Raw genomic sequence first — 12878 nt, 5'->3', positions numbered from 1 at the left:
GACCATGGCGGCCTGACTTAAACGAAATGGCCTCCATAAAACCCGGTACGATTCAGGGTTATGGGCGGCTTGCTGTTCCCTTCACCGTATCACGGCGTTCTCGCCGTCAAGGGCTGCGCGTGCTTGCACGCTTGCGGCCTGTGGCCGTCTGTGACCCCTGACTGCTTGCGCTGCGCCGTGCTGACCACGGTTCCGGGCAAATCCGCCCGAGCAACCGGAGCACGATCATGTCGCAACTATCCTTTTCCTCGTTCGATTCCTCTCTGCTGGTGCGTGACGCACAGGGTCGTTACCTGCCAGCATCAGTAGACCAGATTCTTGATGCAGCCCGTCAGGCCATTGACCAAAAAATGCAGCGCGGTACTGCTTTTACATCGCCAGCATTGGTCAAGGAATACCTGGTCACCAAACTATCTGGCTTAGAACATGAAATCTTTGCCATTCTGTTCCTGGACACGCAGCATCGGCTGATCGAGTACAGCGAAATGTTCCGGGGCACTATCGACAGTGCATCGGTGTATCCGCGAGAAGTCGTTAAGGAGGCACTGCTGCTCAATGCGGCAGCGGTCATCATTTCGCACAATCATCCGAGTGGGCATCCTGAACCGAGCAGCGCAGATAAGGCACTGACTCGGCGGCTCAAGGAAACGCTGGCACTGGTGGATGTTCGTACCCTGGACCACATCATCGTAGGCGGTGCGGACACCACATCGTTTGCCGAGCGTGGGTTGCTGTGAACCTGGGGGGCTTCGGCCCCTTTTTTTATAATGAAAACACTGGGTCGGTCACATGTATTGAGTCAACGGAGACGGTCGAAAGCGGACCAATAAGATCGCCGATTTTTTTCTTTAGGTCAGATGGCTTGAGAGGCGGATATCGACCATCTAGTACACCGTTAAACATGGAGCTGCCATACTTCAAGATTGAGGGGTCGGAACGCTGGGAACAAACTAGTTCGTGAAATAAAATTACCCTTTACTAGGCTATAACGATCCTTCAAATGGCAAGGAAGTGGGCGTTGATATCTTCAAGGGTGATAGTCATTGGACTTGCCCTCCTTTGACGGCGTAGTATCTTCTGGCTGCGCGTCCAGCTCCGCCATTTCGACACTTGTGGGGCCAACTGACTCATCGGGAGCGACTTTCGACTCAATATTAATTATGGCCTCACTATTGGTGACTAAAGATTGACCAATAGCTTTAGCTCCTTGTGAAGTCTCCGGGTTTTGTTTCATAGTTGATGAATCAATAATATTGGTCTTTGTTGAGTTATCCCACCAACCAAAAATCACAATAGCTGTTAGTGCTGCGATCCCGATACCGCCGGCCCACGCCACTCTGAAAAAAGTGCGCTCAGATTGATTGGCGGGCTTGCTGACCATATTTTCATATTCGGAAAGTGGCAAAAACCGATACAAGCGTGGTTGCCAGTCGCTTCGCAACTGACGCTGAAGCTGTATAAAACTATAACCGGAATAGATAATTACTCCCACGTAAGCAGCCACGACGATCATAACGGCCACAATCAACTCATAACTTGCGGCTGCGTTGACGCGAACGGCAATAAGACCGAGGCTAATCGCTAGTGCACCCGCGACTGAAGTTACCAATTGTCTAGTGGCATCGGTAACCTTTGCGGTTTCTTCTGTTACGGCTTTTCGTAAATCAGCTAGCATCTTGAGGGTGTCGCGCCCCAAGTCAGAGAGAGATACTTGATAAGCAACCTTCGCCCCATCCAACGAAGCTGAGATATTACTAAGCAGATACTGGAAATCGGTACTATTTCCACCAGCGGATCGTGCAATATCATTTGCCAGCAAATTGTGCCGCAACTCAGCCTCTCGCTCGTTTTCAAAAACCCAGTTAGCGGCACGCTGGAGATCATTAAAGTGATCAATACCTATTTGATCAGCTAGGTTATTGCACTCATCGGGCAAGCTGATCGAGAGCTTTGGGGGACCCTTGAACTTCAACTTGCTATCCGCCGGGTCGATCTCGTCAGCTAACGAGTTGAGGAGCGCGCATACCGATGCGTTCACCCAAACCTTGGTAGCTTCATCGTTAATTAAGACGTTGGCCTCGTCTCGGAGGAGCCACGGTTGAACGTCCTCTGGTGCTGCTCGTTCTGGGCCAAATTCGCGAACCAAAGAACGAGGGCTCTTGGTGGGGAGGGAGGGTTGGAACGGTTCTGCTTCTCCCCAGGGTTGAAGCATTCTCGCATGAGTGAATATCGGCTGTCGCAACCTTGCGACTTTCCAGTTTGTAGCGGAATGACCAACTCTTAACCACTCCGCAAAACCAGTATTGGTTAATAACTCCAGCGTATCGCCGATAGTTGATGGTTTGTGGAGCCGTAACCGATATGGTGCGAAATCCTGAAGCAGATCGTCATCTAGCCACTCAGTTCCAGCGCTGTCAAACAGGTTAAATTCCCAACCCAGCTCTTCGCATATTGCGATAATATTGGTTGCCGCCTCGACCGCCAAGCCAGAGGCGGAGACGTCATTTTCAGACTCTCTTATGAAGGCTCCATCGGCACTTAGCCGATCAAGCAGCTCAGCGAGCAGGATCACGGACAATTTTGTCCTCCGTCACGCAGGCGGTTTCAATGGTAAACCGCTCTGCACCAGCATGTAGTCGCTCACGTCGAACGGTAATGCCTTCTGCGTCATCCGGATAAGTTAACGTGACACCTTCCGTCGTGCGAACTTTACGAAGTGGCGGTCGCCGCAATACTTGCCTGTCAGGTTTGAACTCTAGTCCTTCCAGCTTGGCTGCACGAATCCTACGTCGAGTCGTTGACTGAATCGTGCTTCTTGCCTCTTCATCCTCAGGATTTCCAGCGGCCGCCAGTATCGCGTCCGTAATCGCTGCTTCATTGATCTCTTGACGATCACGTAGAATTCCCTGAGCGCGCCGAAATGCACATGCGACGTCTTGCTCGGGGAGCAGTTCCTTGCAAGCAGTCAGCGTCGTACGCAAGACATCAATGGTTTTCTTGTTCAAATCTTCATCGCTGAGCGTCCTGGATACATCCAGGAAAGTAGCGAAGTAGTCCCCAATTTCCGGTGAAGACTTCATTCGATCTCGAGCAGAGATCGGTAACTCTGCAACACCACTAGTCACACGTATGACGGTTGACTTCTGAATGGCTTTTTTATCCGCAATGAACGCCGTAACAATTCGCCGCAGCAGGCCGCCTTCATCTACTCCTGCTTGTTCAATGGCCTCTCGATAGTCGTACTTAACGAAGCTATATATTTTTGTTTCTGGATCGTGCGTGGAAAGCTCAAAGATGAAAAATGCCCCATCACGGCTACTACCTACATGCAAACGCGAAAACTCACGCGATAATTCCTGAGCTCCTTCTTCGAAGCTCACAGCATCAGTTGCAATTCGTTCGATCTGCGCCTTGGTATTTGAGTTTTCGTCAAAGCCGTAGACTGGAGACACGTCAGTATCACGAATTCGAGCAATAAAAAACTCCTCGTGTTCGACTGCGCGTGCCGGTTCAGGCGAGAATACACCATCGCCCACCACGTGAAGGATCATATTGGTGATATGAAGTGAGCCGATCTCATCATCTGTAAAGAAAGCCAATTCCATTCCTCTTCTTTTGGCGTGACGAGGACTAATTTATCCGCTTTACGTCACCTGTATTCGCGCGTGAGCCGATTATTCCCGGGCAACCTGTTTGTTATGGTGAACTATCAAAGCCGTCCGACCGTTACTACAACTTGTGGCACCCTTAAAGGAGCAGCGTCCGCTCCTGATCGCAAGTAACCAAAACTTTCAAGTGAATGATAAACGAATCGGAGCAGTGCGTCTCCGCTTCGCGGACCACGCTGCTCCAGGTTCGCTATCCGCTCATCCCTAAAGGGATTGGCTCTCGCCAGCCTTGCACATCTCTGACGCCTACGGCCCGGCATCCCTGCTTCGGGCCTGCGCGCTTCGCTTGCGTGCAGTCGGCACACAACGCGGCCGTTGCCTGTCCAGCCATCTTTCCTGACCTCATCACCTTGTCCGCGACTGTAGCCCGTGTCCGCGTGCCGTCAAGGCGCGCCAGGCCGTGTCCTCGGCTTCGCCTGCGGGCCGCACCAACCTGACGCTTCCTCCTTGACGGCCCACGTCCGTGGACTCCTGACCGTCGCGGGCGATGAACTCAGGAAAGACGGTGGCAACGAGGCTAACCGGGTTCTTCGTGCCAACCGCACCGAACAGCCGAAAGGCTGGGCTCCGAATCTAGGAATCCGGTGTGCGGTTTGAACAGCAAACCCTTTTTGTCAGGAGAAAGACCATGCTTGCATCCCGTTTCGCTTCCCGTTCCCCGGTACTGCGTAGTGATTACCCGCTGTCTGATGACCAGATAAGAGCCGTGGTGCCGTCCATCTATGCCGACGCGCCACACCAAAGCCGTTCAGAACGCTACAGCTACATCCCCACGGCTGCCGTACTGACGGAACTACGGAAAGAAGGGTTTCAGCCTTTCATGGTGACGCAAACCCGCGTGCGTAACGAAGATCGGCGCGACCATACCAAACACATGATTCGATTGCGTCATGCCAATCAGGTGAATGACAGCATCGCCAACGAAATTATCCTTTTGAACTCCCACGATGGCACCAGCAGTTACCAGATGCTGGCGGGCGCATTCCGCTTTGTCTGTGCCAATGGCCTTGTATGCGGCGACACCGTGGCCGATGTTCGCATTCCGCATAAAGGCGATGTGACCGGACAGGTTATTGAAGGCGCTTACGAAGTATTGAGCGGCTTTGAACGAGCGCAGGAGTCCCGCGAAGCCATGCAGGCTATCACCCTGGACGAAGGCGAAGCGGAAATATTCGCCCGCGCCGCGCTGGCCTTGAAGTACGACGACCCAGACAAGCCCGCGCCCATCACCGAAAGCCAGATTCTGATGCCGCGCCGCTATGACGACCGCCGCCCCGATCTGTGGATGGCGTTTAACCGCGTACAGGAAAACCTCACCAAAGGCGGATTGCGTGGCCGTAGCGCCAACGGTCGCCGCCAAAGCACCCGAGCGGTGCAAGGCATTGATTCCGATATTCGCCTGAACCGTTCCCTGTGGCTGCTGGCCGATGGTATGCGCCAGTTGAAAGCCTGATTTCCGACCCGGAGGGGCGCAGTCCCTCCATCCATTCCCTTGTTTTGTCGCTGTTTCCCTTTTTGAACCGATAGGAGCTACATCATGAACGCCATTACTCATACCGAAGCCCAAGCCCTGCAAACCGTCACCCCGGTACAGCCTTCGCAAGACATGCTGCTGGTGCCGCTGTCGCAGCTTCGCCGCTGTCGCAGCTTCGCCGCTCACGCCGTAACGTGCGCAAGACCGCAGGCCAGTCCATCGACGCGCTGGCATCGAGCATCGAGCGCGTGGGCTTGCTGCAAAACCTGACCGTGATTCTTGCTGCCGATGGCAAACATTACGAAGTCGTGGCCGGTGGCCGCAGGCTAGCCGCGTTGAAGCTGCTGGCGAAGAAGCGCCGCATCGCCAAGGATTGGGAGGTGCCTTGCCTGTTGGTGGCTGATGCCAGCGCCCGCACGGTGAGCCTGACCGAGAACGTGCAGCGCGAAGCCATGCACCCGGCAGACCAGTTTGAAGCCTTCGCTGCGCTGGTGCTGGAAGGCCGACCCATTGAGGATGTCGCCGCTGATTTTGCCGTCACGCCGCTGGTGGTGCAGCGCCGTTTGAAACTGGCGAACGTGTCGCCCCGGCTGATGGCGGACTACCGCGCCGATGCCGTGAACCTTGACCAGTTGATGGCTCTTGCCATCACCGATGACCACACCGCGCAGGAAGCGGCCTTTTATGATGCGCCGGCATGGCAGCGCAGCCCCCACGCCTTGCGCGAACGTTTGACCGAGCGTGAAATCGACGCCTCTCATGTGCTGGTGCGTTTCGTGGGGCTGGACGCCTACGAGGCCGCAGGGGGTGGTATCCGCCGCGACCTGTTCGCAGAAGGTGATGCAGGTGTGTATCTGACCGATGCCGCGCTGCTGGAAACGCTGGTGTGCGACAAGTTGGACAGCCACGCCGCCGCCGTTCGCGCCGAAGGCTGGGCATGGGTGGATGCCACACCCGCCGCCACCTATGCCGACTTGCAAGCGTTCCAGCAGGCACCCAGAGAGCGGCGCAACCCCACCAAGCGGGAAAGTGAACGCATCGACAAGCTGGAAATCAAGATGCAGGCCATTGGTGAAGCTCTGGATGCGCTGGACGAAGACGACGAGGAAAAGGCCGACGCCTTGCAGGAAGAAGGCGACCGCATGGGCGAGCAATTGCAGGCGCTGGAAGATCGCTTGCAGGATTACAGCCCGAACGTGAAAGCCGCTGCCGGTGCCATCGTTACCCTTGACCGGCAAGGTCAGATTGTTGTGCATCGCGGACTGATGCGCGAAGCCGAAGCCCGCGCAATGCGCACGTTGGAGCGGCTGCGCCAAGGCTTCAACGGCGAGGATGATACGAACGGCAACGACGGTGAGGACGACGACCAGCCCAAGGCTGCATCCATGTCCGACCGGCTGGCGCAACGCTTGAGCGCCCACCGCACTGCCGCGCTGCAAATCGAAGTGGCCCGGCATCCGCAGGTGGCGCTGGCCGCCGTGGTGCATGGCATGGTGCAGGCTGTCTTGCAGCGTGACCGATACCATCGCGATGGCTTGCCGCTGGATATGCGCCTGACCGTGCAGGACCGGCTGGAAAGCATAGCCCCGGATTGGCCGGAGTCGCCCGCCGCCGTCGCATTGCGTAAATTGCAGCAGATTGTGGGTGGGAAACTGCCCGAGGACAGCGCGGAACTGTTCGCCGCGTTGCTGGCGACATCGCAGGATGAACTGGTGCAGTTGCTGGCGGTATGCGTGGCCGCAACGGTGGACGTGGTGACGCCGCGCGCCACGCCACACCAACCGGGTGCGGAACTGGCGCAGGCCGTGGGGCTGGATATGGCCGCATGGTGGAAGCCGACCGCCGAAGGCTACTTTAAACACGTTTCCAAGGCCGTGATTCTGGATGCCGTGGGCGAGTTCGCACCGGAGCATGTTACCCGGCTGGCGAAGCTCAAGAAGACCGACATAGCCAGCGAAGCCGAACGGCTGGCCGACGGAACCGGCTGGATGCCTGCCGTGTTCAAGGCCGAGGATATGGAAAACAGAGCGCAGGAAGAAAGCGAAGTCCACGGCCAGCAAGACGATGGCGACGAGAACGCGGAAGACGCGCAGGACAGCGCCGCAGCAATCATACGCGAAGCCGAAGAACTGGCCGCGTAAAGCAGGAAGCAAAGTCCCAGCGTACAAGGACGTGCGCCGGGGCTTTGTGCTGTTCGCAAAATCCGGGCGCGGCCGTGGCCGCGCCTGGTGTTACAGCCCAAAAGCCAAAACCGCCACGCTGCCGCCTTCAATCAGGCGGCAGCGTGGCGGCGCGCAAGTATCTTGCGCGGATTTTCCGCGCATTCAGCCAAATACAGCAATTGGCTGAATGCGCCTCAACTATCCAGCAAGCGCAGCTTCCTTCGTAAGCTGTTCAGTGAAAGCGTGCTGGCTTTCAGGCGGCCATGGGGCCGCACTATCAAACAGCAGAGCAATGGCAGTCGAGCGTGAACGGCCAAATGGCCTGTCACTGTTGCGCTAACGTACTCAGTACAAAATCGGCACGCGCCGCCACATCGACTTTGGGTAATAGCGTGATCTCATAGCCCAGCGAGGGGTATACACGCTGGAGCCGGTCGTACTCGACCAATGCGACGTCCATGCCGTGGCGGCGCTGCGCATCCGTAGCATAGATTTCCGGCCAAGGCGGTGCCAGAAACACGTGCGGATGATAGCGGTGGGTCTGTCCGAGGGTTGCCAGCAGCGGTTCGCCGGTCAGCTCTTCAAGCGCCGACGCCGCATCAATCAGCCCCCGATCGAAGAACGTCCACTGGCTGCTGTGCCGGGCGTTGGCATGGTCATCCAGCGCCATGTCGATAGCTCGACGCAGAAACGCAGCCATGTCGATCCATGGCAGGGCCTGGCCGCCGATACGGGTTTCTTCCTGGACGATTCGCTGGCCAGGTTCTTCGACCACGGCATGGCCGCGTTGATGAAGTTCAGACAGTAACGTGGATTTACCGCCGCCAGAACAGCCTGAGAGGATGACAAAGTGCTTCATAAGGTGTTGCCCGTTTCATGGGTCAAAACATTGCGTGGGTGATGGCCGTACTCAAATCGGGCGTGTCGGCGCACAGCGCCGCCGGGCTTTCGGGCTACGCCCCATGCCGACTTCGCTGTCACGGCCATTCGGCGTTAATCCCTCACGCCTTCGCGCCTGCGGCGCGGCGCGCTTTGCTTGCTCGAAATCCTACATCTCAGTTGCCTGGATATGCGGTGGATGTCTTGGTTCTTGGTAGTGGCGGACGTGGTAGATATTCCATGGTTTACGCTATATTTTGTGGCTCAATTACTCATCAATGGTCAACGGCATTTATCAATGAAACCTGGAATAGCATTCGAGAACGATGTGCAGAGTATTTATACCTTCCTTCTTAATATGCGAGATGAAGGTGTTGTGGTTGGCAACTCGGTTTATATGATGGGAAAGTCGGGCGAACAGCATGAAGTGGATGTGTACTATGAATTCACGAAAGCAGGTATTCGTCACCGGGTTGCCATAGAGTGCAAGGACTGGGCAAGACCGGTATCAAAAGGCCAAATACAGGAGTTTGAATCCAAGCTGCGTGATATTGGAAACATCACTGGCGTCGTTGTGTCGCGAAATGGGTATCAAAGCGGTGCAGAGGGATATGCAAAATATCACGATATCCTTCCACTCCGTTTTGATGATCTGCCATCGTTTACCGCTTTGATAGGTCAACGACTCAAGACTGTCGCTTTGCCTGACGCAGATTATGTCGGTGAGCCTTTTTGGATAATCATGGAAATGCGTGACGGAAAAGTTACTGGGTCGCACTATGGAGCCAGCGTACCTGGATTCAAAGAGCACCTGATCCCGCTCACTTTTTCTCGCCATCACGCCGAGCGGGTTTTTCGAGACGCTCAACTTGATCCTGACAGGTGGGCAATCCGTGGCCTCCCTCGCTTTGCGCTAAGAGCCTTTTTGATTACGTTGGAGGTATACGAAAAAAGAATGAACACGGGCGCTATTATCTGTTTTCTTCCCCCGGGAGCGCAGCCAGATGCGCCGTTTGTAGGTCTTAGAGCCTATCGTGAAGATCTGGTTCGTGATTACTACGGGGAACCAATTCCATCTGTTGAAGATGCGGTTAATCGTCAGAAGCAGGCACCATAACTTCAAATTACCACAACATTTCTAGTTATCGCGTGTCGGCGCGATGCGCCGCCGGGCTTTCGGGCTGCGCCCCGTGTCGATTTCACCGTCACGGCCATTCGGCGTCAATCCCTCACGTCTTCGCGCCGATGGCGCTGCGCGCTTTGCTTACCCAAAACGCCTACAGTTCCGCCGCTTGGATACGGCTTTCAGTCTCGCTCATCAGTACGGTGGTACTACATTCAAGCGCCTTGGCAATCTTGAAGATGATCGCCAAGGTGGGCATGTGCTCGCCACGCTCGATCTTGCCCATGTGGGAACGCTCGATGTTGGCCAGGTTCGCCAGCGTTTCCTGGGCGATGCCGCGCTCCGTGCGCAACGCACGCACCGCCGCGCCGAAGGCTTGGGCCAACTCGGCGTCAAAGGTGGTCGCGCCGGCGGGCCGGCCGCGCTGGATGGATCGTTTCTGCATAGACAGAAGCGTCGTTTGGCGGCACAATTAAAACCACGTTATCTTTAACTCATTCATCTAATTACCTCTGTTTTTGTGTCTTTACGGAAAGCCGCTTGTGTGGATTTCCTCAAACTGGGAGAACCACAATCGTGCTTTCCATTATTTGCGCCAAAGCGTCTTTACGCCTGTACGGTTCTAATGATTTGACACAAACCACATCCCGGTTTTTGCACGAGGGCTCGCACGGACTACGGCCATGACCAATGAACTCATTACTCCTCAGGAGCACGAACGCCTGCTTGTCCACGGCCAGGCCCGTGCCGAAGGCTTGACCATCGACCCGTTGCCGGTCGTTCGCTTATTTACCCCTGACGCGCACGTCACCTGGCTGCTGGCGGCACTCGATCCCACCGACAGCGATACGGCCTACGGCCTCATCGACTTGGGGCTAGGCATGCCCGAGCTGGGCCATGTGAAGTTGTCCGATTTGGCGTCTATTGTCGGCCCACGCCAGCAGCCGGTAATGCGGGATCGGTATTTCCAGGCCACGCGCACACTGTCAGACTATGTGCGGCTGGCGCAGGCCAACGGTTCTATCGTTGATTGATCGAAGCCGTTCGCAGCCTGGTAAGGCTGGGCACATTGAGACTATTCTCGTCTCACTCCAGACCGGGCCGGTCTGAATCCGCACTCTTGCACCGAAACGGTGGGTTCTGCTGTAAACAGTCACGATCTTTGGCGCGGGCTGCGGCACGCTATCCAGTGCTGTGGGCCATTTTCCGGTTGCACAGCCGTCGCATTCGGACGATCCATGCAGCGTTTCGGAGCCAATCGGTCTTGACAGCACCAGTTTACCCAGCCATTCATGACGGATTACCGATGACGCCGTAGTTTTTGCATTTCGACGCCCGTGGCGATGTTCCTGCTGATCGACAGGAGGTGACGTCATGGCAGACCCGAGCGCGAAACACTGGTATCCGACCGCCGCGTATCTCTACGTGCTACACCTTGATGGCCTCGCCTTGGCCTGGGAGTATTTGCGCCGCCATCCCGATTATCGGCACGATTGGCTGCGCCGTCGTCGTCGGCCAGACGCCGCCAAGCGCTGGGGCTTGCGCGTGTTGGAAGATCCCGGCCTGGATGCACGCAACGCGCACCCGGCTTGGTTCCCCGATCACGATAGTGTGGTGCAGCTCTATCCGGATGCTGACCCGCCGCCGGATGCCCTGGTCTTCGAGTTCTGGCGCATTCCTGGCGACAAGCGCCTGATTCATGATGGCAAGCGGCTCGTGCTGGTCACGCAGTCGCCAGACTATTGCGTGCGGCTGGCCTTCGCGCCGGGCTTGGACGATGGCATGGCCTTCGTCTACGCCATCCGTGCCTGCATCACGACTAACCCGCGTTATCAGATGCTTGTTACGGAGTTGGACAAGCTGGCCATCGGTGCCGTGCTTGCAGCAGCCAAGCCGCGGCCATCTCCGGCGTCACTGCTGGAGTTACACACCTTGCAGGCGCTTGACGCCACCCTGGCGGGGGCGTCATTGCGCGAGGTGGCCGAAGGACTGTTCGGCGCTGATGCGGTGATTGCTGGCTGGTACACCGACGGTGGCCTGCGCTCGAAGGTGCGCCGCTTGGTGCGACGTGGTAACGCGCTGATGGGCGGCGGCTATCGCCGTCTGGCACAGATCGAATCCCCTGGGGAGGGTCGTTCTGCACTCCCTGCAAAACGACCCTGAGCAGAACGCATCACTTTCTTGAGACTACCTCCATCCGGTCGCGCTGTGTGGCCGGGCTTCCCTGACCGATGGAGGTCTATCTCATGCGACCCGCACCTGTTCGACCCGCTACCGCTGCCGTCACCGCGACCGCGCAACCTCAACGCTACCTGACCAATGACGAGGCCGCCGACTACCTGCGGCTGTCGCCCCGCACGCTGGAGAAGCAGCGCGTAATCGGCGGCGGGCCGAAATTCCGCAAGTTCGGTCGCCGCGTCATGTACGCCGTGGCCGACCTCAATGCCTGGGCCGATGCGCGCAGCTATGAAGCGACGTCAGATCCCGAATACGCCGAGCGTCACGCGGGTGATTATCGTGATGGCCGCTGATCGTCGGCGCGCCGGTAGCCATCGCCATGTCCAGCCCATCGCTGCCATCCCGGCAGCGGCCAGTGCAGCAGCGGGAACAGCTCGATCTGTTCCGTGCACTGCCGGGCGACATGGCGCCGCGCGACGCTCAGGACTTGATGGCCTATCCGTTCTTCTCGCTGGCGAAGTCGCGGCGTACTGCGCCGATCGACTTTCGCAGCGGCAATATCGCCATTCGCGTGGAGGGCACGGCCGGACACGGCATTGCCACGATCTGGGATGCAGACATCCTGATCTGGGCAGCCAGCCAGATCGTGGAGGCGAAGGACGCAGGCTTGACCACCTCGCGCCTGATGCGCGCCACACCTTACGAGATCCTGCGCTTCATTGGGCGCGGCACCGGTTCGCGCGACTACCAGCGCCTCAAGGCCGCACTGGATCGGCTGCAATCGACCACGGTGGCCACGTCCATCCGCGAGACCACGGGGCGGCGACTGCATCGCTTCTCGTGGATCAACGAATGGAAGGAATTGGCCGACACCAGCGGCACGCCGCTGGGCATCGAACTGATCCTACCGGATTGGTTCTATGCGGGCGTACTCGATGCCGCCCTAGTGTTGACCATCGACCCAGCGTATTTCCGGTTGACCGGTGGTATCGAACGCTGGCTGTACCGTCTGGTGCGCAAGCATGGCGGCAAGCAGGAGCATGGCTGGCAGTTCGACTTCCGGCACCTGCACCGCAAGTCGGGCAGCAGCAGCCGCTTCTCGGACTTCGCCTACGACTTGCGCGCTTTGGTGGACAAGCAATCCTTGCCCGGGTACGAGTTGGGCATCGTGTGCATTCCCAAGGATCGCATCGAATTGCTGACGTTCCGACCCGTGCCGCTCACGGCACGGGGATAACTGCGGGACAAGCTGTGAATAGTGTCGTGCTATCAGGAGTAAGGGGTATCGTGCTATCGGGAGTACGGCTATCGTGCTATCAGGAGTACGAAAACCCCGCAACGCCAATAACGGCGCGGGTTTGCGTGCCCCCTAACATTACTAACTTAACTACTCT

11 protein-coding genes and 1 pseudogene are annotated in these 12878 nt (G+C 57.2%); 8 read left to right on the top strand and 4 right to left on the bottom strand.

Going from position 1 to position 12878, the window contains the following annotated elements; genetic code table 11:
* The first annotated feature begins 227 nt into the window (after positions 1 to 227).
* Positions 228 to 737, top strand: a complete 510-nt coding sequence (radC, locus tag INT39_RS17180) for a RadC family protein (protein WP_193075214.1) — start codon at positions 228 to 230, stop codon at positions 735 to 737.
* A gap of 290 nt (positions 738 to 1027) precedes the next feature.
* Here radC and INT39_RS17175 read toward each other — a convergent pair whose 3' ends face one another.
* A complete protein-coding gene (locus tag INT39_RS17175; protein ID WP_193075213.1) occupies positions 1028 to 2578 on the bottom strand; it encodes a hypothetical protein in 1551 nt (516 codons plus the stop codon).
* The gene (locus INT39_RS17170) at positions 2556 to 3605 is read right to left on the bottom strand and encodes a hypothetical protein (RefSeq protein ID WP_226944860.1); all 1050 of its coding nucleotides are present in this window, start codon (positions 3603 to 3605) and stop codon (positions 2556 to 2558) included. The genes INT39_RS17175 and INT39_RS17170 overlap by 23 nt, the downstream gene beginning before the upstream one ends.
* Before the next feature lie 691 nt (positions 3606 to 4296).
* Between INT39_RS17170 and INT39_RS17165 the strand changes: the two genes are divergently transcribed.
* Positions 4297 to 5121 (top strand): DUF932 domain-containing protein, encoded by an 825-nt coding sequence (locus INT39_RS17165; RefSeq protein WP_193075212.1) that lies wholly within the window; start codon positions 4297 to 4299, stop codon positions 5119 to 5121.
* A gap of 84 nt (positions 5122 to 5205) precedes the next feature.
* Positions 5206 to 7283, top strand: a pseudogene (locus INT39_RS17160) (ParB/RepB/Spo0J family partition protein).
* Positions 7284 to 7629: 346 nt separating this feature from the next.
* On the opposite strand, the gene INT39_RS17155 reads toward INT39_RS17160, so the two are convergent.
* Positions 7630 to 8163: an AAA family ATPase gene (locus INT39_RS17155; RefSeq protein ID WP_193075211.1), complete on the bottom strand. Its 534-nt coding sequence runs from the start codon at positions 8161 to 8163 to the stop codon at positions 7630 to 7632.
* A gap of 219 nt (positions 8164 to 8382) precedes the next feature.
* On the opposite strand from INT39_RS17155, the gene INT39_RS17150 reads away from it, so the two are divergent.
* A complete protein-coding gene (locus INT39_RS17150; RefSeq protein WP_226944859.1) occupies positions 8383 to 9300 on the top strand; it encodes a restriction endonuclease in 918 nt (305 codons plus the stop codon).
* Positions 9301 to 9460: 160 nt separating this feature from the next.
* Here the strand turns inward: INT39_RS17150 and INT39_RS17145 are convergent, their stop codons facing one another.
* Positions 9461 to 9751, bottom strand: coding sequence for a helix-turn-helix domain-containing protein (locus INT39_RS17145; RefSeq protein WP_193075210.1), 291 nt, complete (start codon positions 9749 to 9751; stop codon positions 9461 to 9463).
* Positions 9752 to 9989: 238 nt separating this feature from the next.
* On the opposite strand from INT39_RS17145, the gene INT39_RS17140 reads away from it, so the two are divergent.
* The 4 genes from INT39_RS17140 (at position 9990) to INT39_RS17125 (ending at position 12721) form a co-directional block, all read left to right on the top strand.
* On the top strand, positions 9990 to 10340 hold the full coding sequence (locus tag INT39_RS17140; protein ID WP_193075209.1) for a DUF2958 domain-containing protein: 351 nt from the start codon (positions 9990 to 9992) through the stop codon (positions 10338 to 10340).
* A gap of 340 nt (positions 10341 to 10680) precedes the next feature.
* Positions 10681 to 11469 carry a DUF2285 domain-containing protein gene (locus tag INT39_RS17135; RefSeq protein WP_193075208.1) on the top strand — a complete coding sequence of 263 codons (789 nt, stop codon included), beginning with the start codon at positions 10681 to 10683 and terminating at the stop codon, positions 11467 to 11469.
* A gap of 83 nt (positions 11470 to 11552) precedes the next feature.
* Positions 11553 to 11837, top strand: coding sequence for a helix-turn-helix transcriptional regulator (locus INT39_RS17130; RefSeq protein WP_193075207.1), 285 nt, complete (start codon positions 11553 to 11555; stop codon positions 11835 to 11837).
* Positions 11838 to 11863: 26 nt separating this feature from the next.
* Complete coding sequence (locus tag INT39_RS17125; protein ID WP_193075206.1) at positions 11864 to 12721, top strand: replication initiator protein A; 858 nt, start codon at positions 11864 to 11866, stop codon at positions 12719 to 12721.
* Positions 12722 to 12878 lie beyond the last annotated feature (157 nt).

The sequence above is a fragment of the Pseudomonas sp. FME51 genome (genome assembly GCF_014897305.1).
The sequence above is the reverse complement of the archived record's forward strand: the minus strand, read 5'-3'. Positions and strand labels throughout refer to the sequence as shown.